This window comes from Streptomyces sp. NPDC085596 (assembly GCF_044541565.1).
Taxonomy (GTDB): domain Bacteria; phylum Actinomycetota; class Actinomycetes; order Streptomycetales; family Streptomycetaceae; genus Streptomyces.
On sequence record NZ_JBITTC010000007.1, the window covers coordinates 25,161 to 47,966 of the forward strand.

At 71.7% G+C, this 22,806-nt stretch carries 19 protein-coding genes; 10 read left to right on the forward strand and 9 right to left on the reverse strand.

Going from position 1 to position 22,806, the window contains the following annotated elements:
• Positions 1-43: 43 nt before the first annotated feature.
• The 3 genes from ACIGA3_RS20830 (at position 44) to pth (ending at position 2,527) form a co-directional block, all read left to right on the forward strand.
• Positions 44-1,024 (forward strand): ribose-phosphate diphosphokinase, encoded by a 981-nt coding sequence (locus tag ACIGA3_RS20830; RefSeq protein WP_399717676.1) that lies wholly within the window; start codon positions 44-46, stop codon positions 1,022-1,024.
• 208 nt (positions 1,025-1,232) lie between these two features.
• Positions 1,233-1,829, forward strand: a complete 597-nt coding sequence (locus tag ACIGA3_RS20835) for a 50S ribosomal protein L25/general stress protein Ctc (protein ID WP_399717679.1) — start codon at positions 1,233-1,235, stop codon at positions 1,827-1,829.
• A 95-nt stretch (positions 1,830-1,924) separates the two neighbouring features.
• On the forward strand, positions 1,925-2,527 hold the full coding sequence (pth, locus tag ACIGA3_RS20840; RefSeq protein WP_399717682.1) for an aminoacyl-tRNA hydrolase: 603 nt from the start codon (positions 1,925-1,927) through the stop codon (positions 2,525-2,527).
• Here the strand turns inward: pth and ACIGA3_RS20845 are convergent.
• Both ACIGA3_RS20845 and ACIGA3_RS20850 read right to left on the reverse strand, forming a co-directional pair.
• Positions 2,484-6,974 (reverse strand): hypothetical protein, encoded by a 4,491-nt coding sequence (locus ACIGA3_RS20845; RefSeq protein WP_399717684.1) that lies wholly within the window; start codon positions 6,972-6,974, stop codon positions 2,484-2,486. The genes pth and ACIGA3_RS20845 overlap by 44 nt on opposite strands.
• The gene (locus tag ACIGA3_RS20850; protein WP_399717687.1) at positions 6,971-8,200 is read right to left on the reverse strand and encodes a hypothetical protein; all 1,230 of its coding nucleotides are present in this window, start codon (positions 8,198-8,200) and stop codon (positions 6,971-6,973) included. Before ACIGA3_RS20850 ends, ACIGA3_RS20845 begins: the two co-directional genes overlap by 4 nt.
• A 173-nt stretch (positions 8,201-8,373) precedes the next feature.
• On the opposite strand from ACIGA3_RS20850, the gene ACIGA3_RS20855 reads away from it, so the two are divergent.
• Positions 8,374-8,871 (forward strand): hypothetical protein, encoded by a 498-nt coding sequence (locus ACIGA3_RS20855; RefSeq protein WP_399717689.1) that lies wholly within the window; start codon positions 8,374-8,376, stop codon positions 8,869-8,871.
• Positions 8,872-8,935: 64 nt separating this feature from the next.
• On the opposite strand, the gene ppc is transcribed toward ACIGA3_RS20855, so the two are convergent.
• Positions 8,936-11,680 carry a phosphoenolpyruvate carboxylase gene (gene ppc / locus ACIGA3_RS20860; protein ID WP_399717692.1) on the reverse strand — a complete coding sequence of 915 codons (2,745 nt, stop codon included), beginning with the start codon at positions 11,678-11,680 and terminating at the stop codon, positions 8,936-8,938.
• Between the two features lie 302 nt (positions 11,681-11,982).
• On the opposite strand from ppc, the gene ACIGA3_RS20865 reads away from it, so the two are divergent.
• Together ACIGA3_RS20865 and ACIGA3_RS20870 are read left to right on the forward strand one after the other, a co-directional pair.
• Entirely contained in the window at positions 11,983-12,981 is a 999-nt protein-coding gene (locus ACIGA3_RS20865; RefSeq protein ID WP_399717695.1) for an acyl-CoA desaturase, read from the forward strand.
• Positions 12,978-13,655 (forward strand): TetR family transcriptional regulator, encoded by a 678-nt coding sequence (locus tag ACIGA3_RS20870; RefSeq protein ID WP_399717698.1) that lies wholly within the window; start codon positions 12,978-12,980, stop codon positions 13,653-13,655. The genes ACIGA3_RS20865 and ACIGA3_RS20870 overlap by 4 nt, the downstream gene beginning before the upstream one ends.
• A 7-nt stretch (positions 13,656-13,662) precedes the next feature.
• Here ACIGA3_RS20870 and ACIGA3_RS20875 read toward each other — a convergent pair whose 3' ends face one another.
• Positions 13,663-14,457 (reverse strand): trans-aconitate 2-methyltransferase, encoded by a 795-nt coding sequence (locus ACIGA3_RS20875; protein ID WP_399717701.1) that lies wholly within the window; start codon positions 14,455-14,457, stop codon positions 13,663-13,665.
• A gap of 89 nt (positions 14,458-14,546) precedes the next feature.
• Between ACIGA3_RS20875 and tamR the strand changes: the two genes are divergently transcribed.
• On the forward strand, positions 14,547-15,044 hold the full coding sequence (tamR, locus tag ACIGA3_RS20880; RefSeq protein WP_389004916.1) for a MarR family transcriptional regulator TamR: 498 nt from the start codon (positions 14,547-14,549) through the stop codon (positions 15,042-15,044).
• Here the strand turns inward: tamR and ACIGA3_RS20885 are convergent.
• Positions 15,003-15,770 (reverse strand): LuxR C-terminal-related transcriptional regulator, encoded by a 768-nt coding sequence (locus ACIGA3_RS20885; protein ID WP_399717703.1) that lies wholly within the window; start codon positions 15,768-15,770, stop codon positions 15,003-15,005. The two genes, tamR and ACIGA3_RS20885, sit on opposite strands and share 42 nt — an antisense overlap.
• Positions 15,771-16,036: 266 nt before the next feature.
• Between ACIGA3_RS20885 and ACIGA3_RS20890 the strand changes: the two genes are divergently transcribed.
• Positions 16,037-16,492, forward strand: a complete 456-nt coding sequence (locus ACIGA3_RS20890; RefSeq protein ID WP_399717705.1) for a GNAT family N-acetyltransferase — start codon at positions 16,037-16,039, stop codon at positions 16,490-16,492.
• A gap of 14 nt (positions 16,493-16,506) precedes the next feature.
• Here the strand turns inward: ACIGA3_RS20890 and galK are convergent, their stop codons facing one another.
• From galK to galT, 3 genes are read right to left on the reverse strand one after another with little or no spacing between them, the layout of a single operon-like run.
• Positions 16,507-17,688: a galactokinase gene (gene galK / locus ACIGA3_RS20895; RefSeq protein ID WP_399717706.1), complete on the reverse strand. Its 1,182-nt coding sequence runs from the start codon at positions 17,686-17,688 to the stop codon at positions 16,507-16,509.
• Positions 17,688-18,650, reverse strand: coding sequence for a UDP-glucose 4-epimerase GalE (gene galE / locus ACIGA3_RS20900; protein WP_399717709.1), 963 nt, complete (start codon positions 18,648-18,650; stop codon positions 17,688-17,690). The genes galK and galE overlap by 1 nt, the downstream gene beginning before the upstream one ends.
• Positions 18,647-19,732 (reverse strand): galactose-1-phosphate uridylyltransferase, encoded by a 1,086-nt coding sequence (galT, locus tag ACIGA3_RS20905; protein WP_399717711.1) that lies wholly within the window; start codon positions 19,730-19,732, stop codon positions 18,647-18,649. The genes galE and galT overlap by 4 nt, the downstream gene beginning before the upstream one ends.
• Before the next feature lie 167 nt (positions 19,733-19,899).
• Here galT and ACIGA3_RS20910 point away from each other — a divergent pair, with 167 nt between their 5' ends.
• Both ACIGA3_RS20910 and ACIGA3_RS20915 read left to right on the forward strand, forming a co-directional pair.
• Complete coding sequence (locus ACIGA3_RS20910) at positions 19,900-21,612, forward strand: sodium:solute symporter family protein (protein ID WP_399717713.1); 1,713 nt, start codon at positions 19,900-19,902, stop codon at positions 21,610-21,612.
• Positions 21,613-21,633: 21 nt separating this feature from the next.
• On the forward strand, positions 21,634-21,972 hold the full coding sequence (locus tag ACIGA3_RS20915; RefSeq protein ID WP_399717715.1) for a hypothetical protein: 339 nt from the start codon (positions 21,634-21,636) through the stop codon (positions 21,970-21,972).
• A 37-nt stretch (positions 21,973-22,009) separates the two neighbouring features.
• On the opposite strand, the gene ACIGA3_RS20920 is transcribed toward ACIGA3_RS20915, so the two are convergent.
• Positions 22,010-22,702, reverse strand: coding sequence for a response regulator transcription factor (locus ACIGA3_RS20920; RefSeq protein WP_399717717.1), 693 nt, complete (start codon positions 22,700-22,702; stop codon positions 22,010-22,012).
• Positions 22,703-22,806: the final 104 nt, after the last annotated feature.

A 22,806-nucleotide genomic window follows, 5' to 3' on the forward strand; every position in this document is an offset into this window, starting at 1 on the left:
GCCCGGCTGACGGCTGGCTGAGAACCTCTGAGGAGACAGTGCTGTGACCGGGATCAAGACGACCGGCGAGAAGAAGATGATGTTCTTCTCCGGCCGCGCCCACCCCGAGCTTGCCGAGGAGGTCGCCCACAAGCTGGGTGTCGGGGTCGTCCCGACGAAGGCTTTCGACTTCGCCAATGGTGAGATCTATGTGCGCTACCAGGAGTCGGCGCGCGGCGCGGACTGCTTTTTGATCCAGAGCCACACGGCTCCGATCAACAAGTGGATCATGGAGCAGCTGATCATGATCGACGCCCTGAAGCGGGCGTCGGCGCGTTCGATCACGGTGATCGTGCCGTTCTACGGGTACGCCCGTCAGGACAAGAAGCACCGGGGCCGTGAGCCGATCTCGGCGCGGCTGATCGCGGATCTGATGAAGACGGCGGGTGCGGACCGCATCCTGACCGTGGATCTGCACACGGACCAGATCCAGGGCTTCTTCGACGGTCCGGTGGACCACCTGTTCGCGCTGCCGCTGCTGGCGGACTACGTGCGCACGAAGGTGGACCGGGAGAAGCTGACCGTGGTGTCCCCGGACGCGGGCCGGGTGCGGGTGGCCGACCGCTGGTGCGACCGTCTCGGTGCGCCGCTGGCGATCGTGCACAAGCGCCGGGACAAGGACGTGGCGAACCAGGTCACGGTCCATGAGGTCGTGGGTGAGGTCGAGGGCCGGGTGTGTGTCCTGGTCGACGACATGATCGACACGGGTGGCACGATCTGCGCCGCTGCGGACGCGCTGTTCGCGCACGGGGCCGAGGACGTCATCGTGACGGCGACGCACGGTGTGCTGTCGGGTCCGGCGGCGGACCGGCTGAAGAACTCGCGGGTGAGCGAGTTCGTGTTCACCGACACGCTGCCGACGCCGGGTGAGCTGGCGGCGGACCTGGACAAGATCACGGTGCTGTCGATCGCCGGGACGATCGCCAGCGCGGTGCGTGAGGTGTTCGAGGACGGTTCGGTGACGAGCCTCTTCGACGAGCAGTGAGGTTTCTGCGGGCCCGTTGAGGCGGGCGGCGGAAGATCCTTTTGGGTGCGGCCTCCCTTGCCGAGTAGACTGCCGAAGTTGCTCGGCGAGGGAGGCCGCGCTCGTGTGTTCCACGGGTGCCGGTTGTCCGTTATCGACGCGCTCTTCGTAGCAGGCCGTTCGTGGCCGGGTGACCCGTCCGCATCAACCTGTACGAGGAGTGATCCGTATGTCCGAGGTCAAGCTCGCCGCTGAGTCCCGCACCGAGTTCGGCAAGGGTGCCGCCCGTCGCATCCGCCGTGACAACAAGGTTCCCGGTGTGCTCTACGGCCACGGTTCCGAGCCGCTGCACGTCAGCCTGCCGGGCCACGAGCTGTCGCTGGCGCTGCGTACGCCGAACGTCCTGATCGCCCTGGACATCGACGGCAAGACCAACGAGCTGGCGATCCCGAAGGCCGTGCAGCGCGACCCGCTGAAGGGCTTCCTGGAGCACGTCGACCTGCTGCTGGTCAAGCGTGGCGAGACGGTCACCGTCGAGATCCCGGTCCTCACCGAGGGCGAGCTGGCGCCGGGCGGCAACCTGCTCGAGCACGTGCTGAACGCGCTGCCGGTCGAGGCCGAGGCCACCCACATCCCCGAGTCCGTGACGGTCTCCGTCGAGGGCCTGGAGGCCGGTGCCTCCATCCACGCCAAGGACATCAAGCTGCCCAAGGGCGTCTCCCTGGCCGTCGAGGACGACGCTGTCGTGCTCCAGGTCCTGGCCGCCCAGGTCGAGGAGGCCCCCGAGGGCGCTGCCGCCGAGGGCGACGAGTCCGCCGAGGCCTGATCCCCGGTTCGCCGCCGCGCCCGCGGTGGTGCCTGTGTTGAGCTCCAGCCGCTGCTTCCCTGGAGGGGAGCGGCGGCTGTCGCACGTGAGGAGACGTGGTCGTGAGCACCCCCGAAAACGCCCCTTGGCTGGTGGTCGGGCTCGGTAATCCGGGGCCTGAGTACGCGATGAACCGGCACAACGTCGGTTTCATGGCGGTGGATCTGCTCGCGGAGCGGATCGGCGGGAAGTTCAAGCGGGCGGGCAAGGCGCAGGCGCAGGTGCTGGAGGGCCGGATCGGTCCGGTGGGTCCGGCGGGCCGGCGGGTGATCCTGGCGAAGCCGATGTCGTTCATGAATCTGTCGGGCGGCCCGGTGAACGCGCTGCGGGACTTCTACAAGGTGCCGCTCTCCCAGGTGGTGGCGGTCCATGACGAGCTGGACATCGATTACGGGGCGCTGCGGCTGAAGCTGGGCGGCGGTGACAACGGGCACAACGGCCTGAAGTCGATGACGAAGGCGATGGGCGCCGACTATCACCGGGTGCGGTTCGGGATCGGCAGGCCGCCGGGGCGGATGCAGGTGGCGGACTTCGTGCTGAAGGACTTCGCGTCGGCGGAGCGCAAGGAGCTGGGCTACTTCGTGGACCGGGCGGCGGACGCGGCGGAGTGTCTGGTCATCGAGGGGCTGGAGCGGGCTCAGTCGGCGTACAACTCGTAGCGTCCGGGGCGTTCTCGAGGCCGAGCAGGGTGGCGAGTTCGGCGTTGCGCTCGGGTGCGTCGGGGTGGGCGGCGGTCCAGATGCGGGCGCGTTCGCGCAGTTCGGGGTGGTGGGGCGTGGCGGCGGGGTGGGCGGCGAGGGTGCTGAGGACCCGCCAGGTGCTCTCGCCGAGCTGGGGGTGTTCGTCGAGCCGGGGGTGGGCGCGCAGCCAGTCGAGGGCGCGGTCGACGGTGCCCCGGTCGGAGCCGCCGCGTTCGGTGAGGTGGGTGAGGACGGGGGCGATGATGTAGGAGGCGCCGGGGCTGGTGCCGTGGGCGCGCAGCCAGATCACGGCGTGGCCGAGGGCGGTGTCGAGGGTGTCGCGGGGCAGGGCGGCCGTCTTCAGCAGGTGGTGCAGGAGGAAGGTGGCTTCGGGGGTGTGGCCGAAGCGTTTGAGCCAGCCGAGGGTGATGCGGAGGATGGCGCCGTCGGGTTCGGGGGCTTCGCGGACTCTGCTGAGCAGGGGGGCGAGGGTGAAGGTGTCGGTGACGGCGAGGCGGTCGTGGCGGTGGCCGAGCCATTTCTTCGCGGTGCGGACGAGTCCGGTCTCGGTGTCGGGTTCCAGGGGCGGGAATTTCAGGGCGCCGTCGAGGGCGTAGCGCCATTCCTCGGTGTCGGGTCCGCGGTGCTGGCCGCGGTAGCAGGTGATGATGTGGCGGGCGGCGCGTTCGGCCTGTCCGGGGGTGAGTTCGCCGGCGCGGGGGGCGAGGCTGTGCAGGGGTTTGAGCAGGTGGGCGAGGTCGTCGGTGTCCTCGGGGACGTCTTGGGCGTCGTACCAGGCGAGGGTGTGCTCGAAGGACTGGTGGGCGACGGTGTCGGCGTCGCGGGTGGCGGTGGTGACGCCCTGGCACATGAGCAGGACGCGCAGGACGCGGCCGGCGGTGTCGATGGTGTGGTGGATCTCGAGCCAGTCCAGGACGCGTTCGACGGCTGCGGCGAGGTCGTCGGGCCGGTCCTGGGCGCGGGCGCGGCCCATGAGTGAGGGCAGGACGTAGGCGGCTTCGGCGGCGTGGCCGTGGAGGTCGAGCCAGGTGAGGGCGGTGGTGTGGAGCAGTTCCTCGATGTCGGGGAACTGCTCTTCGCGTTTGAGGAGGTGCTGGAGCAGGTAGCGGTCGCCCGTTTCGACGGGCTGGGGGCGCTTCAGTCGGCGCAGGGCCATGGTGGTGGCGCGGTCGAGCCGGCGGGGCGTCAGTTCGGCGGCACGGCCTAGGAGGTAGACGAGGACCTGGGTGTCGGCGGAGCCGGCGCCGTGGCGGTCGAGCCAGGTGAGGGCGTGGTCGAAGGTGCGGTCGGCGACGAGGTCGGCGCTCAGGTCGGCGGTGGCGGTGGCCGGGACGCGGAGGACGAGGCGCAGGACGTAGTCGGCGGCGGTGCTGTCGGCGTAGCGGTCGAGCCAGTTCAGGGTGTGGGTCAGGGTGCGGGCGGGGGCGACGGGGGTGCCGGTGCGGGCGTGGTTGAGGAGGCGGGCCAGGACGTAGGAGGCGCGTTTGCGGGTGCCGTGGTCCTGGAGCCAGGTGTGGGCGAGGTGGGTGGCGTCTTCGACCTGGCGGGTGGGGATGCCGGGGCGGTCGAGGAGGACGGTGAGGAGGTGTCCGGCGACGGTTTTGCGGCCGTGGCCGCCGAGCCAGCGGATGCCGAGTTTGGCGATGTGTTCGGCTTTGCTGTCGGGGAGTTGGGGGTGGCGCAGGGCGGCGGCGTAGAGGGAGGCGGCGCGTTCGCGGGTGGTGTGGCGGCGCAGCCAGTCGTGGAGGGATTCGGTGAGGACGGGCCAGTCCTCGGCGTCGGCGCCGGTGGTGTGGGTGAGGGCGGTGAGGAGTTCGCCGGTGTCGAGGTCGTCGCGCAGGCGGTGGGCGAGGGCGATGGCGGTGCGCTGGGCGGCGGCGCGGACGGTGGGGCTGTGGCCGTCGTGCTGGAGCAGGGTGCGCAGCCGGTCGCGGGCTTCGGGGGTGTCGCCGTGTTCACGGAGCCAGGTGTGGGTGAGCCGGTCGAGGTCGGCGCGGTGGCTGTCGGGGAGGTCGGGGACGCGGGCGAGGACGTTGATGAGGGCGAGGGAGTCCGGTGCGGTGGTGATGTGGTGGCCGAGCCAGGTGCGGGCGCAGTCGAGGAGGCTGTCGGGGGGCTGCCGGGTGTTGCGGACGGCGTCGGTGAGGAAGGTGCGGACGAGGGCGGGGTCGTCGGCGCGTTCCATCCAGGGGGTGATGACGGTGTCCCAGGCGTCGATGACGCCGTGCCGCCAGGGGGTGTCGGAGACCATGGCGGTGAGGGCGCGCATGCCGTCCTGGGGGTCGGTGACGAGCATGTCGACGAGGTCAAAGGCTCGGTCGGCGGTCCAGTTGGCGCAGGCGCGGACGAGTTCGCGCTGCCGGTCGGGTTCGAGTTCCTTGGCCCAGCGGCCGATGTGTTCCACGGCGCGGCGGAAGGAGGGGAGGTCGCCGAGGAAGGTGTCGAGGAGCTGGATCAGTGGGGCGGTGTGCAGGGCGACGGCGCGGGGCAGGCAGGTCTGCTGGAGGAATGCCTCGGCGACGATGTCGTGCATGAGTTCCACCGAGTCCGGCAGGTCGGTGGTGGGGAGCAGCCAGCCGAGGGCGACGAGCCGGTTGACGACGCTCTGGCCGTCGTCGAAGTCGGTGCCGGTGCGGGTCAGGCAGCGGTCGACGGCGGTCTCGACGGCGTCGCGGGGCTGGGTGCAGGCGAGGGCGGCGACGGTGACGGCGAGCAGCAGGGCGCGCTCTTCCCTGGGGTCGTCGGCGGCGGTGAGTCCTTCTCCGGTGCGGCGGTGGAGCCAGCGCAGGAGGGTCTCGGAGCGGGCGGCGGTGGGTTCGAGGCGTTGGTTGCCGGGTGCGGTGTCGCCTTCGGCGAGGAGTTTCTCGAGGTTCTTCTCGACGGCGAGGGCGTGCAGCAGGGCGAGGACGGGCCGGGTGCCGCAGGCGCGTGCCATGCGGGTGTGGCCCCAGGCTTCGAGGGCGCGGGGGGCGACGCGTTCGAAGATGCGGGCGGCGACGGCGCGTTGGTCGGGGTCGTCATCGGCGAGCCGGATCTCCTCGAAGAGTTCCTGGGAGCCGCGCTGGTGGACGAGGTCGAGGGCGCCGGGGCGTACGGAGGCGAGGCAGGCGATGCGGCTGCCGTCGGGGTCTTCGGCGACGAGGGCTTCGGCGAGGGCGCGCAGGTCGAGGTAGCGCTGGCTGTCGAGGTAGTCGAAGACGAGGAGGAAGCGGCGTTCGGGGTCTTCCTCGGTGTCTTCGCGGATCTCGTGGAGGAGGTCGTCGACGAGGAGGCGGGTGGCGCCGGTGCGGCCTTCGGGCTGGGCGATGTGCAGGACGTGCCAGCCCTGTTCCTGGGCGAGTTCGGCGGTCTCCAGGCAGGTGCGGGTCTTGCCGGCGCCCCAGGGTGCGGTGAGCAGGACGCCGCGTACGGGTTCGCCGAACTCGGTGGTGGGCGGGTCGGCGAGCCGGTCGAGGAGGTTGGCGGGGGCGGCGGGGTGCCGGGGGTCTTCCGGGGGGACGTAGGGGAGGTGGTCGTCGCTGAGGTAGCGGCCTTTGGGGCCGATGCGGTGCAGGGCCTGGTCGTGGGTGAGGACGGCGGCGTGGCGTGGGGTGGTGCGGCCCCAGTCGCGGCGGTCGCCGTTCCAGTGGCGGGCGTCGAGGTAGGGGGTCTGCCGGGTGCGGTCGGCGGTGAGGCGGGCGCGGACGGGTTCGATCAGGGTCTGTGGGTCGGGGGGCCAGGCGGGGGCAGCGGCGAGTTCGGCGATGAGGGCGCTGGTGAAGGCGCCGCCGCGGCCGGAGCGGCCGTTGGAGGCGGTGGCGCCGTTCTGGGTGGCGTACAGGCTCATCAGCTGGGAGCCGGCGCTGTGCTGGGTGGGGGCGGGGAAGCGGATGCCGCCGGCGCCGGCGAAGCCGGGCAGGTACTGGCGGCAGGCGTCGGCCAGGAGGACCGTGCGGGGGATGCCGGCGTAGAGGGGGTTGTGCAGCAGGGTGTCCTGGAGGTTCTCGGTGGACAGGGTGTACTCGCGGAAGCGGACGGCGTCGGCGTAGAAGAGGTACTGCTCGCCGGTGCCGGGGTCGAGGGCGCCGTGGCCGCTCCAGGCGAGCCAGAGCAGGTCGCCCTTCCAGGTGGGGAGTTCGGTGGCGAGGACGGCCCAGATGTCGGCCTGGGTGGCGCCGCGCACCTGGATGCCGAGTGTGGCGGCCTCGGCTTCGACGTTCTCCCGGCGGGCGTCCTCCACGGACAGGCACAGCCGGATCTGTTCGGCGGGGACGCCGTTCGCGCGCAGCCAGGTGGCGTGGGCGAGGGCGTCGGCGGCGGGGCTCTCGTGCAGCGTGGGCAGGTAGGCGTCGTCCTCGTATTTCTCGATGCCGACGAGAATCGCGTACGTGGAGCGCGGGTCGACGCCGTCGAGGGCGCCGGTCATGCCCCGAGGAGGCGGGCGAGCAGGCGGTGGACGTCGGGGTTGGGGAAGTAGCCGCTGTGGGCGGCGGGGAAGGGCTGGCCGCTGCTGAGTTCGAGGTCGGTGACGCGGGTGGGGAAGACGGGTTCGGCGGGGAAGCCGAGCAGGTCGCGGGCGTCGTAGACGTTGGTCCAGGCCGGGAAGTGTTCGGGCAGCGGCTTGCCGGGGTCGAGGCCGGGCAGGGCGCCGATCTCGTGCAGGTGGGCGGCCTGGGAGCCGACGGTGACCAGGTGGCGTACGCCGGGCAGTTCCTCCTGGGCGAGCAGGTCGACGGCGGCGATGCCGCCGAGGCTGTGCGCGAGGAGGGTCACCGGGCCGTGGTCGCGGGCGACGGCGGTGACGCGGTCCTTGACGAGGGTGCGCAGGGCGGCGCCCCGGGCGAGGTACTTGAGGATGTCGCCGGCCTGCGGGTGGATGCGGGTCATGAGCCGGGCGCGCCGTTTCTCCACGGCCCGCATGACGCCGAAGCGGTGGGCGGCCCAGCCGTGCAGCGCGAGCATGCCGAGCCCGATCCCCCGTGCCTGGCCGCCGAGTTCGCCGGTGACGAGGCGTACGGCCTCGTCGCGCTGGGCGGTGGTCCACAGTACGGGTGTGCCCCGGCGCAGGGCGCCGCCGAGGAGGTGGGCGACGGTGGCGGTGGCGACGGCCTGGGGGAGCGCGCCGGGTCCGAGGCCGTGGGTGAGGGCGTCGCGGCCTGGTTCGCTGTCGAGGACGGCGGTCAGGGAGGTCCGGAAGCCGGCGCGGACCCCGGCGGCGTCGAGGAGGCGGGCGAGCCGCTCGGGCGGGTCCTCGGCCAGTGCGCGGGCGCGGTGTTCGACGTCGGGCCCCGAGCGGTCGCCGAACGCGGGGGCGCCAAGGCCCGGTCCGTCGCCGTCGGGGCGGCGGAGTACGGCGAGCGGGTCGTCGTAGAGGGCGCCCCAGACGACGGCCTGGCGGTCCTCGGGGGTGAGTTCCGCCGCCGGGGCGGGGTCCGCGGCCGGGGTGTCGGGGACGGGGATGTCGGGGACGGGGGCGCCGGGCAGGGCGGCGGCGCCGATGTCGGCGGGGACGCCGAAGGTGTCGCCCCAGTAGCAGTCGTGCACCTGGGCGTCGGGGGCGAGTTCGGCCAGCTTGGCGCGGAGCAGTTCCAGCGTCTCGCCGTACGCGGGTTGCCGGACCCCGGTGCCATGGACGAACAGCAGCGCACTCATCGCTCTCCCCCGATTGTCCCTCGTACCGCGCGGGTTCACCTGTCTTTCATCTTAGGCAAGTTGTCCTCTGAACGGCCCTCTCGTGCGGGTTCCGTCCTGCTGCCCGGGACCGGTAAGCACGCGATTCGGGCCCGGCGCCCGCCCCGAGTTGACCCGCCGTAGGGGTATGGCCAATGATCCCGGCCATGCCTGCCTCCGCCAGTTCCGCTCGCCCCGGCTCCGCCGTCTGGTGGGGGCGGACCGTGGTCACGGGCGCGTTCGCCGCGCTGATCCTGTTCGCCGGGGTGTGGGGGTCCTGGGGCACCGCCCAGCACGCGATGCTCCCCAAGGGCCGCGAGCGCGGCACGCTGACGGTGACGGACTGTCTGCCGGAGCGCTGCGGCGGCACCTTCGTGCCGCTGTCGCCGGGCGCCGGGGCGAGGCCGTCGGTGGAGATCGACCGGTCGGTGGCGGTGCGCGAGGGGCACAGCTACGACGTCGTCATAGAACCCGGTACGAACCTCGCGGCACGCGCGGGCATCGCGGGTGTCCTGCTGGCCTGGCTGCCGCTCGGCGGCGCGCTGCTGCTGGCCTCGGTGGTGGTCGCGGGCGGTATGCGCATGCCCCGCCTCGCCTGGCTGCTGGCGGGAGCGGGCGCGGCCCTGCTGACGGCGGCCTTCGTCCTGTCCTGAGCCGGACACGGCGGTGCCCCCGGAACCGGGAAGGTTCCGGGGGCACCGCCGTACTCGCGTCCGGTCAGCCGGTGTTGCGCAGTCCGGCCGCGACACCGTTGACGGTGAGCAGCAGGGCGCGGCCGAGGGTGGGGTCGGGTTCCTCGCCGGCGGCGGCCGCGTCGCGCTGGCGCTTGAGCAGGGCGACCTGGAGGTAGGAGATCGGGTCCAGGTAGGCGTCGCGGATGCCGAGGGTCTGTCGCAACTCGGGCTGGGAGTCCAGGAGTTCGCTCTCGCCGGTGATGCGCAGCACCTCGGCGACGGTCAGCTCGTGCTCGGCGCGGATGGTGTCGAAGACGTGCTTCAGCTCGTCGGGGACGAGGGTGTCGACGTAGTGCTGGGCGATGCGCAGATCGGTCTTGGCGAGGGTCATCTCGACGTTGGAGATGAAGTTCCGGAAGAAGTGCCACTGTTCGTGCATCTCGCTGAGCACGGTGTCCCCTTCCTGCCGCAGGCCCGCCTCGCGCAGCGCCTTCAGGCCGGAGCCGACGCCGAACCAGCCGGGGACGATCTGCCGGGACTGGGTCCAGCCGAACACCCACGGGATGGCGCGCAGGCCGTCGAGCGAGACGCCCGAGCCGGGGCGGCGGGAGGGCCGCGAGCCCAGGTGCAGGTCGGCGAGCTGGTCGACCGGTGTGGAGGCGAGGAAGTACGTGGGCAGGTCGGGGTCCTCGACGAGCCGGCGGTAGGCGGTGTGGGCGGCGTCGGAGATGACGTCCATCGCCGCGTCCCAGCGGGCGAGGGCCTCGTCGGACTGGCGGGGGGCGGTGTGCAGGGCGGACGCCTGGAGGGTGGCGGCGACCGTCAGCTCCAGGTTCTCCCTCGCGAGGGAGGGGATCAGGTACTTGTCGGAGATGACCTCGCCCTGCTCGGTCACCTTGATCTCGCCCTCCAGGGTGCCCCAGGGCTGGGCGAGGATCGCGTCGTGCGAGGGGCCGCCGCCGCGGCCGACGGTGCCGCCGCGGCCGTGGAAGAGGCGCAGCCGGACGCCGTAGCGGTGGGCGACGTCGCGCAGCCGGCGCTGGGCGCGGTGGATCTCCCACTGGCTGGTGGTGATGCCGCCGAACTTGGAGGAGTCGGAGTAGCCGAGCATGACCTCCTGGACGTCCCCGCGCAGCGCGACCAGGCGCCGGTAGGACGGGTCGGAGAGCATGTCCTCCAGGATCGTGTCGGCGGCCTTCAGCTCGTCGGTGGTCTCCAGCAGCGGCACGATGCCGATCTTGGCCCAGCCGGCGTGCAGGTCGAGCAGTCCGGCCTCGCGGGCCAGCACGGTCGCGGCGAACACGTCGTCGGCGCCCTGGCACATGGAGATGATGTACGACTCGATGACCTCGGGCCCGAAGACCTCAAGGGCCCGCTTGACGGTCTGGAAGACGCCCAGGGTCTTGGCGGCGGCCGCGTCGACCGGGGCCGGGCTCGGGGCGAGCGGGCGGCGGGAGCGCAGCTCCTTGGCGAGCAGCTTGGCGCGGTACTCGCGGGGCATGTCGGCGTAGCGCCAGGACTCCTCGCCGAGCCGGTCGAAGAGCAGGCCGAGGGCGTGGTGGTGGGCGTCGGCGTGCTCGCGGACGTCCATGGTGGCGAGCTGGAGGCCGAAGGCGCCCAGGGTGCGGATGACGCGGTCGATGCGGCCGTCGGCGAACAGGGCGCCCCGGTGCTCGCGCAGGGAGGTCTGGATGATCCGCAGGTCGGCGAGGAGCTCGGCGGTGCCGAGGTAGTCCCGGCCGTCCTCGTGCGGGGTGTTGCGGGCCAGGCGCTGCTTGGTGTTCTCCAGCTTCTGGCGGATCGCGGTGGCCTTGAGCCGGTAGGGCTCCTCGGCGTTGAGCCGCTTGTAGCGGGGGCTGATCTCCGGCAGGCGCTCCAGGTCGGCGTCCAGGGAGTCCAGGAGTTCCTGGGTGGCGCCGGTGTAGCGGATGGAGTTGGAGAGCAGACCGCGCAGCTGGTCGATCATCTCCAGCGCGTCGTTGATGCCGTGCTCGTGCTGGAGGATCAGCACGTCCCAGGTGACCTGGGGGGTGACGTTGGGGTTGCCGTCGCGGTCGCCGCCGATCCAGGTGCCGAAGGTCAGCGGGCGGGTGTCGGCGGGCAGGGTGACGCCGGCCCGCTCCAGCTCGGCGGTGAGGTCCTCCAGCACGTCGCCGACGGCGCCGGCGTGCAGCTCGTCCAGGTAGTAGATGGCGTTGCGGGCCTCGTCGGTCGGCTCGGGGCGGACCACGCGCAGTTCGTCGGTCTGCCAGACGAGGTCGATGTTCTCGGCGAGCCGGACGTCGTGGCGGCGGCGGTCGGAGTCGAGGACAGGGGTGTCCAGCAGCTCGGCGACCCGCCGGAGCTTGTTGAGGACCGAGCGGCGGGCGGCCTCGGTGGGGTGGGCGGTGAACACCGGGCGCACATTCAGATTGCGCACCGTCTCCCGCAGGTGCTCGGGGTCGGCGTCCTTGAGCCGGTCGGCGGTGCGGGAGAGCAGACCGCCCTCGGCGGCCCGGCGGGCGCGCAGCTCGCGGCCCCGGTGCACCTGCTCGGTGACGTTGGCGAGGTGGAAGTAGGTGGAGAAGGCGCGCACCAGCTTGGCGGCGGTCTCCAGCTCGGTGCCGCGCAGCAGCTCGGCCGCGGCCTCGCCGTCCTCGCGGGTGAGACGGCGGACCTTCTCGACCAGCTCCAGCAGCTCGGGGCCCTCCTGGCGGACGAGGGTCTCGCCCAGGAGGTCGCCGAGGCGCCGGATGTCGGCGCGCAGCGCTTGGCCGTTGGTGGTGGCCTGGTCGTCGACACTGCTCACAGGTGCGGCTCCTTGCGGTGTTGAAGCTCATCCGGGAGGGAACCCGGACACCCATCCATCACACGGCAAAACGCCGCATACCGGCCGGAACGTCCGGGAAGTAAACAGAGCGGACCGCGCTGTCCGACCGGTTCCCAGGATAGGTGTCCCGGCGGACGCGCAGGATCTCGGGCTCTTGCCGCCGACCTGACCGCTGACATACTTACGACGCCGTAGGTTACGGAACCGTAGGGACGTACCGTCCGTTCCATACCTGTCCGGCACCGTCTCGACCCCCGCCCTCGACCCCACAGGGGACGCGCATGACCTCCCGTAGTTCCGATGTGATCGACGAAGTCCAGGCCGACGGCGCCTCCGCCACGCTGGGCGGCGAACAGAAGCGCTCGATCGAGCAGATCGCGCTGCTCGTGTTCATCGTCGTGCCGTTCCTGGCCCTGCTGGCGGCGGTGCCGCTGGTGTGGGGCTGGGGGGTGAGCTGGCTCGATCTGGGCCTGCTGGTGTTCTTCTACTACCTCGGCTGCCACGGCATCACGATCGGCTTCCACCGCTACTTCACCCATGGCTCCTTCAAGGCGAAGCGGCCGCTGCGGATCGCGCTGGCGATCATGGGGTCGATGGCGGTGGAGGGGCCGCTGGTGCGCTGGGTGGCCGACCACCGCAGGCACCACAAGTTCTCCGACGCCGAGGGCGATCCCCACTCGCCGTGGCGCTTCGGCGAGACGCTCCCCGCGCTGATGAAGGGCCTGTGGTGGGCCCACATCGCCTGGATGTTCGACGAGGAGCAGACCCCGCAGGAGAAGTACGCGCCGGACCTGGTCAAGGACCCGGACATGCGGGCGATCTCCCGCCAGTTCGCGCTGTGGACCCTGGTCTCGCTGCTGCTGCCCCCGCTGATCGGCGGGCTGGCGACGATGTCCTGGTGGGGCGCCTTCACCGGGTTCTTCTGGGGCTCGCTCGTCCGGGTGGCGCTGCTGCACCATGTGACCTGGTCGATCAACTCGATCTGTCACGCGGTGGGCAAGCGCCCGTTCAAGTCGCGCGACCGCTCGGGCAACGTGTGGTGGCTGGCGGTGCTGTCCTGCGGCGAGTCCTGGCACAACCTGCACCACGCCGACCCGACCAGCGCGCGGCACGGTGTGGAGCGCGGGCAGATCGACTCCTCGGCGCGGATCATCCGCTGGTTCGAGAAGCTCGGCTGGGCCTATGACGTGCGCTGGCCGTCACGCTCGCGTATCGATTCGCGCCGCACCGACGGCGACGGTTCCTCCCGGCGCGGGAAGGCTGCCGCGAAGGCGGCATGATTGACGCCGTGGCCACCGACTCCAGCAGCACCTCGAGCAACGACAAGACGCGGCGGACCCGCCGGACCCGTATGACCGGTGCGGAGCGCCGCCAGCAGCTGCTGGAGATCGGTCGGACCCTGTTCGCGGCGAAGGGCTTCGAGGGCACGTCGGTGGAGGAGATCGCGGCCAAAGCCGGGGTCTCCAAACCGGTGGTGTACGAGCACTTCGGCGGCAAGGAGGGGCTGTACGCGGTGGTGGTGGACCGGGAGATGCGGTGCCTGCTGGACATGGTCACCGGCTCCCTCACCGCCGGCCACCCCCGTGAGCTGTGCGAGCAGGCCGCGTTCGCGCTGCTGGACTACATCGAGGAGTACACGGACGGTTTCCGCATCCTCGTCCGGGACTCCCCCATCCCGCAGTCCACGGGTTCCTTCGCCTCGCTGATCTCGGACATCGCCACCCAGGTGGAGGACATCCTGGGCCGCGAGTTCAAGAGCCGGGGCTTCGACTCCAAGCTCGCCCCGCTCTACGCCCAGGCCCTGGTCGGCATGGTCGCCCTGACCGGCCAGTGGTGGCTGGACGTCCGCCGCCCGAAGAAGGCCGAGGTCGCCGCCCACCTGGTCAACCTCGCCTGGCACGGCCTGGACGGCCTGGAGCAGAAGCCCCGCCTGATAGGGCACCGCAAGAGCTGAGGCCCGCTCACGCCCCCTTGACCGCGACCGCGAACAGGCGGCGGAAGGGCAGGACCGTGCCATAGGGGGCGGTCGGGTACGCCTCACGGAGGAGGTCGCGGTACTCGGTGACGAAGGCGTCCCTGGCTTCCGGGTCGGCGGCCAGCGCGGTCAGGGCGGGGCGGAGGCCGGTGCCCTTGACCCAGTCCAGGACCGGGTCCTCGCCGGTCAGAACGTGCTGGTACGTGGTCTGCCAGACGTCGGTGGCACAGCCCAGCCGGGCCAGGCGGTCCAGGTAGGCGCCGGGGGCGTGGACGGAGCCGGGGACGCGCAGGACGCCGGTCAGGCGAGGCGCCCAGCGGGGCGTGGCGGCCAGTTCGCGCATCAGGGCGTGCAGCGGGGCGTCGGTGTTGTCCGGCACCTGGAAGGCGAAGACCCCGCCCGGCTGCAGCGCGGCGATCCAGTCCGCGAACCGGTCGAGATGGCCCGGCACCCACTGGAGGGTGGCGTTGGAGAAGAGCAGGTCGTGCGGGCCCTCGGGCGTCCAGGTGCGGGCGTCGGCGAAGGCGAAGTCCGGCCCGGAGTGCTCCGCGCGGGCGCGCTCCAGCATCTCGGGCGAGTTGTCGTAGCCGGTGACGCGCGCGGCGGGCCAGCGCTCGCGGAGCAGGGCGGTGGCGTTGCCGGGGCCGCAGCCGAGGTCGGCGATCCGGGGCCGCTCGGACGGCAGGGCGGGCACACGGCCCAGGAGGTCCACGAAGGGGCGCAGCCGGTGGCCGGAGTGACGGAGGTACTGGGCAGGGTCCCAGGAGGGTGTCGTCGTCATGTTCCCCACCTTCCCGGAGCAAGTATCTCGACGTCAAGATACTCAGCTTCAAGAGACTTCACGTCGACACAACCACTACACTGATCTCCATGGAGGACGAGGTCGATCGGCTGGTCGCAGCGTGGCGCCGGGAGCGCCCGGACCTCGACGTGGAACCACTGGAAGTGCTGAGCCGGGTGAGCAGGCTGGCCCGGCACCTGGACCGCGCGCGCCGGCTCGCCTTCTCCGAGCACCAGCTCGAACCCTGGGAGTTCGACGTGCTGACCGCGCTGCGCCGCGCCGGCACCCCGTACCAGCTCTCCCCCGGACAGCTGCTCACCCAGACGCTGGTCACCTCGGGCACGATGACCAACCGGATCGACCGGCTGGCCAAGAAGGGCCTGGTGGAGCGGCTGCCCGACCCCAGCGACCGGCGCGGTGTGCTGGTGCGGCTGACCGACACCGGCCGGGACCGCGCGGACGAGGCACTGGCGGGCCTGCTGGCCCAGGAGCGGGCCATCCTCGGCGAGCTGTCCCACGCCCAGCGCGGCGAACTCGCCGGGCTGCTACGCCAGTTGACCGCCCCGTTCGACAACGTCCCCGGTTAGGTCGACCGGGCCCACCCCGGCCCGGCGGGCCAGCGCCACGGCGGCCAGCGTGGAGTGCACGCCGAGCTTGCCCAGCACGTTCTGCATATGGGTGCGCACGGTGTGCGGGGAGAGGAACAGCCGCTCCGCGACCGCCTTGCGGCCCAGCCCGGCGACCATGCAGCGCAGCACCTCCCGCTCGCGCGGGGTCAGCGACTGCACCAGCCGCTCGCTCTCGCTGCGGTGCTTGCGCGCCGCCGTCAGCTCCTTGAGCACGCCGGTGAGCAGCGCGGCCGGCAGATGCGTCTCGTCCCGCAGCACGCCCCGGATCACGGTGAGCAGCCGGGACAGCGAGCAGTCCTTGGCGACCCAGCCGCAGGCCCCGGCCTGGAGCGCGAGAGCGGCCCGGCGGGGGTCGTCCTTCTCCGCGAGGACCACCGTGCGCACCCCGGCCTGCGCCGAGCGCACCCCGGCGACCAGCGAGATCCCGTCGACCAGGCCCTCCGCGTCGCCCGCCTGCACCGGTACGGCCGGCCGGCCGCCGGGGAGCGCATGGCCGAGGTCGGCGTCGACGAGCAGTACGTCGTAACGGCGGCCCTCGGTGGCGGCGCGCTCCAGGCAGCGCAGCGCGGCCGGGCCGCTGCCCGCGGCGGAGACGTCCACATCGGGCTCGGCGGCGAGCGCCGCCGCCAGTGACTCGGCGAAGATGCGGTGGTCGTCCACGACCAGGACTCGGATGCGAACCACGAAACCCCCTATCCCCAGGCTCCGCACGGAGCAGGGGTCACCCCAGGTACGGAGAACGACGACGGCTCACGGGCACGGCACCCGCGGCAGCGAGGTGAACCGCGCGGCCGCCGCCGTCGCGGAAACTGCTACCCCCACCGCGGTCGCCGTACCCGCCTGTCTCGCCCCCTGATGAGGCACCGGCCCCCCGCCGGTACCGCTTCTCAGCGTACGGGCGGGTGCCGTCGGGGGCAGCCGATTGACGGAACTTGCCGGGCGCCGCGTTTATGGTGTGGCGCATGTTTCGTATCGAGGCGGAAGTCGACAAAGGCCGACGTGATCTGCTGCGCGCGCGGCTGCGGGACACCAACACGGCGGCCTCCCCGGTACTGGCCGCGCTGCGCGGTTCGCCGGGCGAGCGGCAGACGCCGCTGCATGTGTGGGCGCTGGACGCGGCGGGCGAACTGGCCGGGGGGCTGGTCGGGCACACCTGGGCGGGCTGGCTGCACGTCACCTATCTGTGGGTGGACGACCGGCACCGGGGCGCCGGGATAGGTTCCCGGCTGCTGAGAGAGGCGGAGCGCACGGCGCACACCGACCGTGGCTGCGCGCGGGCCCGCGTGGAGACCTGGGACTTCCAGGCCCCGGCGTTCTACCGGGACCGTGGCTACGACGTGGTGTCCGTGATCCCCGACTATCCGCCGGGGATCACGGAGTTCACCCTGACCAAGCCGCTCGGCTGACGGGGCCCGAGGGCTCAGCCGAGACGGCGGGCGCCGGGCGAGGGCACCGCCTCGAACACACGCGGGGCGGTGTACCCGGCCGCCGCGAACGCCTCCTCGACCGCCTTGGTGAGGGTGTCCACCGCGGACACCTCGACCAGCGCGATCGCGGAGCCGCCGAAGCCGCCGCCGGTCATCCGGGCGCCGAGCGCGCCCGCCGCCAGCGCGGTGTCGACCACGAGGTCCAGCTCCGGGCAGGAGATGCGGAAGTCGTCGCGCAGCGAGGCGTGGCCGTCGGTGAGGACCGGCCCGATGGCCCGGACGTCGCCGGAGGTCAGCAGCTCCACCACCCGCTCGACCCGGCGGTTCTCGGTGACGATGTGCCGCACCAGGCGGCGCACCTCCGCCGCGTCCACCGCGTCCGCCGCGCCCTCTTCGGTTCCGAGCCGCTCCAGCGCCGCGTCCAGCTCGTCGTACGCCACGTCGCGCAGCGCGTCGACGCCGAGCAGGGCGGCGCCCTGCTCGCAGCCGGCCCGGCGCTTGCCGTACTCGCCGCCGCTGTGGGCGTGCTTGACCTGGGTGTCGACCACCAGCAGGCGCAGGCCCTCGGCGGCCAGGTCGAACGGGATCTGCCGCTGGGACAGGTCGCGGGTGTCGAGGAAGAGGGCGTGGCCCTCCTCGCAGCAGGCCGAGGCGGTCTGGTCCATGATGCCGGTGGGCGCGCCGACGTAGACGTTCTCCGCGCGCTGGCACAGCCGGGCCAGCTTCCAGCGCGGCAGGTCCAGGCCGAACAGGTCGTCCAGCGCGAGCGCGATGACGACCTCCAGCGCGGCGGAGGACGACAGGCCGGCGCCGGTCGGCACGGTGGAGGCGAGGTGGACGTCGGCGCCGGTGACCGGGTGCCCGGCCTCGCGCAGCGCCCAGACCACGCCCGCCGGGTACGCCGTCCAGTCGTCGTCGGTGCCCGGCGCCAGTCCGTCCAGGGCGAGTTCGACGACCTCGCCCCCGATGTCGGCCGAGTGCAGCCGCAGACGGCCGTCGGTGCGGCGGGAGACGGCCGCGGTGACCCGGTGCGGCAGTGCGAACGGCATGACGAAGCCGTCGTTGTAGTCGGTGTGTTCGCCGATCAGGTTGACCCGGCCCGGCGCCGCCCACACCCCTTCCGGTTCGGCTCCGTACAGCTCGGTGAAGCGTTCCCGGACCTGCTGTGCCCCCACTAGTGCTCCCTCTGCGTGTCGCGCGCGAACTCCCAGGCGTCCGCGATGATCCCGGCGAGGTCCGCGCGGGACGGGTTCCACCCCAGTGTGTCGCGTGCGGTGTCCGCCGACGCCACCAGGACCGCCGGGTCGCCGGCCCGGCGGGGGGCGGTGACCTCGGGGATGGGGTGGCCGGTGACCTCGCGGGCGGTCTCGACGACCTCACGGACGGAGAAGCCGTTGCCGTTGCCGAGGTTGCAGATCAGGTGCTCGCCGGACCGGGCGGCGGCGAGGGCGAGCAGATGGGCGTCGGCGAGGTCGGCGACGTGGATGTAGTCGCGTACGCAGGTGCCGTCGGGGGTCGGGTAGTCGTCGCCGTAGACGGAGATGGCGTCGCGGCGGCCCTGGGCGACCTGGAGGACGAGGGGGATCAGGTGGGACTCGGGGTCGTGGCGCTCACCGTAGGGGCCGTAGGCGCCGGCCACGTTGAAGTAGCGCAGGGAGACCGCGGCCAGGCCGTGGGCGTGCGCCTCGCTGGTGATCATGTGGTCGACGGCCAGCTTGGAGGCGCCGTAGGGGTTGGTGGGCCGGGTCGGGGCGGACTCCGGGATAGGGACCTCCTCGGGCTCGCCGTAGGTGGCGGCGGTGGAGGAGAAGACCAGCCGGTTCACGCCCGCCTCGCGCATGGCGGCGAGCAGGGCCATGGTGCCGCCGACGTTGTTCTCCCAGTACTTCTCGGGCTTCACCACCGACTCGCCGACCTGCGAGAAGGCCGCGAAGTGCAGCACCGCGTCGTAGGAGGGGTCGAGCCACTTCGCGGCGTCGCGGATGTCGCCCTCGACGAAGGCGGCACCGGCGGGCACGCCCGCGCGGAAGCCGGTGGAGAGATTGTCGAGGACGGTGACCTCGTGCCCCGCCTCCAGCAGATGCTGGGCGACAACGCTGCCGACATAACCCGCGCCACCCGTCACCAGGTACTTCATGAACTCGCTACCTCTCGCAGTCGCTCGGCCGCGTGCTCCGGCGGCACGTCGTTGATGAAGACGTTCATGCCGGATTCGGAACCCGCGAGGAACTTCAGCTTGCCGGAAGTGCGGCGGATGGTGAAAAGCTCCAGGTGGAGCGCGAAGTCGTCCCGCGTCACCCCGTCGAAGCCGGGGAGTTCACCGAACGGCGCCTGGTGCCAGGCCGCGATGTACGGCGTCGGCGGTTCGCCCTCGGCACTCCCCCCACCCTCCGGCCGCCCGAAGATCCGGTCGAAGCGCCTCAAGAGTTCCAGGTAGACCTGGGGAAACTCTGTGCGCGCGGCCTCGTCGAGGGCGAGCAGGTCGGGCACCCGGCGCTTGGGGTAGAGGTGGACCTCGTAGGGCCAGTGCGCGGCGAAGGGGACGAAGGCCGCCCAGTGTTCACTCTCCAGGACGACCCGGTCACCGGCGAGTTCCCGCTCCAGGACGGCGTCGAAGAGGTTCTCCCCGTCCGTCTCGGCCTTGTGTTCGGCGAGCGAGCGGAGCATCAGCGCGGTGCGGGGGGTGATGAACGGGTAGGCGTAGATCTGGCCGTGGGGGTGACCCAGCGTCACCCCGATCTCGGCGCCCCGGTTCTCGAAACAGAAGACCTGCTTGACGGAGGGCAGATGCGACAGCTGGGCGGTGCGGTCGGTCCACGCCTCCAGCACCAGCCGGGCCTGCTCGTCGGTGAGGGAGGCGAAGGACGCGTCGTGGTCGGAGGTGAAGCAGACGACCTCGCAGCGGCCGGAGTCGCCGGCGAGGGAGGGGAAGCGGTTCTCGAAGACGACCACGTCGTAGGTGGAGTCCGGGATCTCGCTGAGCCGGCCGTCCCGGCTCGGGCAGAGCGGGCACTCGTCGGCCGGGGGGTGGTACGGGCGGCCCTGACGGTGGGAAGCGACGGCGACCGAGTCGCCGAGCAGCGGGTCCCGGCGGATCTCGGAGACGGTGACCGTGGGGTCCAGCGGCCGCCGGTCCACGGCGTCGCGGACCGTGTCGTCCCGCAGGTCGTAGTAGACCAGCTCACGCCCGTCGGCCAGCCGGGTCGAGGTCTTCTTCACACCGGACTCCTCGCTCTCACTCAACACAATCAAACATAACAAACCACAACTCGACAACGGGTCGCACGATCACAATCGAACAAAGAACACCAACAGAACTGTTCAAATAATGAACGCCGCGGCGTAGGTTCCGCTCTGGATCAGTTCGCGCAACGAAGCGAGTTCTCATGCAGACCCCCCCGACCGGACCCGCGCCCCTGGCGGCGGGCCCCAGCTATCTGGCGGCGGAGCTACGGCTCCCCACCAACTGGCTCGACTACACGATCCTGGCCATCTACTTCGTCGTGGTTCTCGGCATCGGCTTCGCGGCCCGCCGCTCGGTGAAGACCAGCCTGGACTTCTTCCTCTCCGGACGCTCGCTGCCCGCCTGGATCACCGGCCTCGCCTTCATCTCGGCGAACCTGGCGGCCACCGAGATCCTGGGCATGGCGGCCAACAGCGCCCAGTACGGCGCGTACACCGTGCACTGGTACTGGATCGGCGCCATCCCGGCCATGGTCTTCCTGGGCCTGGTGATGATGCCCTTCTACTACGGCAGCAAGGTCCGCTCGGTCCCCGAGTTCCTGCTGCTGCGCTTCGACAAGGCCGCGCACCTGCTCAGTTCGGTCCTGTTCGCCTTCGCCGCCATCCTGATCGCGGGCGTGAACCTGTACGCGCTGGCGATCGTGGTGGAGGCCCTGCTCGGCTGGCCCCAGTGGGTGGCCATCGTGGTGGCGGGCGCCTTCGTGCTCGGCTACATCACGCTGGGCGGCCTGTCCTCGGCGATCTACAACGAGGTGCTCCAGTTCTTCGTGATCCTGGCCGCCCTCATCCCGATCACCATCCTCGGCCTGAAGAAGGCCGGCGGCTGGGACGGCCTGACGCACAAGCTGGACGCGGCCCACGGCCACAACTTCACCACCGCGTGGGGCGGCACCGGCATCGGCAGCGCCAACCCGCTGGGCGCCAACTGGCTGACCATCGTGCTCGGTCTCGGCTTCGTGCTGTCCTTCGGCTACTGGACGACCAACTTCGCCGAGGTACAGCGCGCGCTGTCCGCAAAGAACCTCTCCGCCTCCAAGCGCACCCCGCTGATCGCGGCCTACCCGAAGATCTTCATCGTCTTCCTGGTGATGATCCCCGGCCTGGTCGCCGCCGCCCTGGTCCCGAAGATCGGCCAGCCCGGCTCCGGGCTCCAGTACAACGACGCGATCCCCTATCTGATGCAGGAGCTGCTGCCCAACGGCGTGCTCGGCATCGCGGTCACCGGTCTGCTCGCCGCGTTCATGGCGGGCATGGCGGCCAACGTGTCGTCGTTCAACACGGTGTTCACCACCGACATCTGGGCCCGCTACGTCAAGCCCGGCCAGGAGGACGCCTACTACGTCCGCTTCGGCCGGCTGATCACGGTGGTCGGCGTGGCCGCCTCGGTCGGCACGGCGTTCCTGGCGTCGTCGTTCTCGAACATCATGAGCTACCTCCAGACGCTGTTCTCCTTCTTCAACGTCCCGATGTTCGTGGTCTTCATCGTCGGCATGTTCTGGAAGCGCGCCTCGGCCAAGTCCGGTTTCTGGGGTCTGCTCGCCGGTACCGCGACCGCGATGGTCAACTACTTCGTGTTCTACAAGGAGGGCATCATCTCGATCCCCTCCGACCAGGGCGCCAACTTCGTCTCCGCCATCGCGGGCTTCGTGGCCGGCGCGGTCGTGATGGTCGCGGTGTCGCTGTTCACCAAGCCCAAGCCGGCCGAGGAGCTCCAGGGCCTGGTCTACGGCACCACCTCGCCGGGCATGACCGAGGCACCCGCCGCGGGCGACGACGCCTGGTACCGCAAGCCCGCCCTGCTCGGCTGGGGCGCGGTCGTCCTGGCCGCCGCCTGCTACATCCCGTTCTCGTTCTGATCGCGGGAGGATGAGGAAACCATGACCGACGAATCCCCCCGCCCCGAGCACGGCGCGACCGAGCACGACGTCCAGCGCGAGGTCACCGAGCTGGAGGGCAAGTCCGCCACCGCGGCCCGCATCTTCGACCTGCGGCGCATCATCGGCGGCCTGTTCGTGGTGTACGGCATCATCGTCACCATCACCGGCCTCACCGACTCCCAGGCCGCGATCGACAAGGCCGAGGGCGTCAACATCAACCTGTGGACCGGCATCGGCATGCTGATCCTCGGGGTGTTCTTCCTGGCCTGGCTGAAGCTGCGGCCGACCCCGCCGCCGCTGCCCGCGGAGGGCGCGGGCGAGGAGGACCCCGTCCACTGACGGGACACGCGCGCCGTACGGGGCCGGAGCCGGGAACCTACAGCTCCGGCCCCGTCGTGTGCGGCACGGCGCCCGCGCGGTCCAGCAGGCCGGTGCGGGCCGCGAGGGCGGCCGCCTCCAGCCGGGAGCCGACGCCCAGCTTCATCAGGACCCGCTGCACATGGGTGCGGGCGGTGCTGGGCGCGATCCCCATGCCGGCCGCGATCAGCCGGGTGTCCTCGCCGTCGGCGACCCGGACCAGCACCTCCACCTCGCGCGGGGTGAGCAGCCGCAGCAGCCGCTGGCCCTCGTCGTCGGGCTGGACGGCCGGGTTCAGCAGTTCCGCGAAGGCGCCCTGCAGCAGCTGGGGGGCTATGGCCGCCTCACCGGCCCTGGCCTTCATGATGGCCCGCTCGACACCCTCGATGCGCTCGTCGTGCCGTACGTACCCGGCGGCGCCCGCCGCGAAGGCGGCCGCGATACCGCGCGGGGACGGCACGGGGCCGAGGACCAGTACGGCCACCTGCGGGCGCTCCCGCTTGATGCGTGCCACCGGGTCGAACGCGCCCGGCTCGGCGGGCGCCGCCGTGCCCAGCAGGCACACCTCGGGGGCACGCGATATCACCAGCTCGGCCGCGCCCGCGGCCGGCGCCGCCGCCGCGAGCACCCGGTGCCCGCGCAGCTTCAGCGCCGACGCCAACGCCTCCGCCAGCAGGCGGTGGTCGTCGACGACCATGAGCCGCACTCCCATAGAGCAACCCCCCAGTCCCCCCCATGGATGCCCCACTATGGACTCCACCGGTATGCGAGGACAGAGGGCCCCCCGGCGCCTCGTCCCTCATGTCCCGGAAGTTA

Coding starts and splice junctions, on each gene's coding strand:
- ACIGA3_RS20835 (WP_399717679.1), top strand. CDS start 1,233: ATGTCCGAGGTCAAGCTCGCCGCTGAGTCCCGCACCGAGTTCGGCAAG.
- ACIGA3_RS20845 (WP_399717684.1), bottom strand. CDS start 6,974: ATGACCGGCGCCCTCGACGGCGTCGACCCGCGCTCCACGTACGCGATT.
- ACIGA3_RS20850 (WP_399717687.1), bottom strand. CDS start 8,200: ATGAGTGCGCTGCTGTTCGTCCATGGCACCGGGGTCCGGCAACCCGCG.
- ACIGA3_RS20855 (WP_399717689.1), top strand. CDS start 8,374: ATGATCCCGGCCATGCCTGCCTCCGCCAGTTCCGCTCGCCCCGGCTCC.
- ACIGA3_RS20865 (WP_399717695.1), top strand. CDS start 11,983: ATGACCTCCCGTAGTTCCGATGTGATCGACGAAGTCCAGGCCGACGGC.
- ACIGA3_RS20870 (WP_399717698.1), top strand. CDS start 12,978: ATGATTGACGCCGTGGCCACCGACTCCAGCAGCACCTCGAGCAACGAC.
- ACIGA3_RS20875 (WP_399717701.1), bottom strand. CDS start 14,457: ATGACGACGACACCCTCCTGGGACCCTGCCCAGTACCTCCGTCACTCC.
- tamR (WP_389004916.1), top strand. CDS start 14,547: ATGGAGGACGAGGTCGATCGGCTGGTCGCAGCGTGGCGCCGGGAGCGC.
- ACIGA3_RS20890 (WP_399717705.1), top strand. CDS start 16,037: ATGGTGTGGCGCATGTTTCGTATCGAGGCGGAAGTCGACAAAGGCCGA.
- galE (WP_399717709.1), bottom strand. CDS start 18,650: ATGAAGTACCTGGTGACGGGTGGCGCGGGTTATGTCGGCAGCGTTGTC.
- ACIGA3_RS20910 (WP_399717713.1), top strand. CDS start 19,900: ATGCAGACCCCCCCGACCGGACCCGCGCCCCTGGCGGCGGGCCCCAGC.
- ACIGA3_RS20915 (WP_399717715.1), top strand. CDS start 21,634: ATGACCGACGAATCCCCCCGCCCCGAGCACGGCGCGACCGAGCACGAC.
- ACIGA3_RS20920 (WP_399717717.1), bottom strand. CDS start 22,702: ATGGGAGTGCGGCTCATGGTCGTCGACGACCACCGCCTGCTGGCGGAG.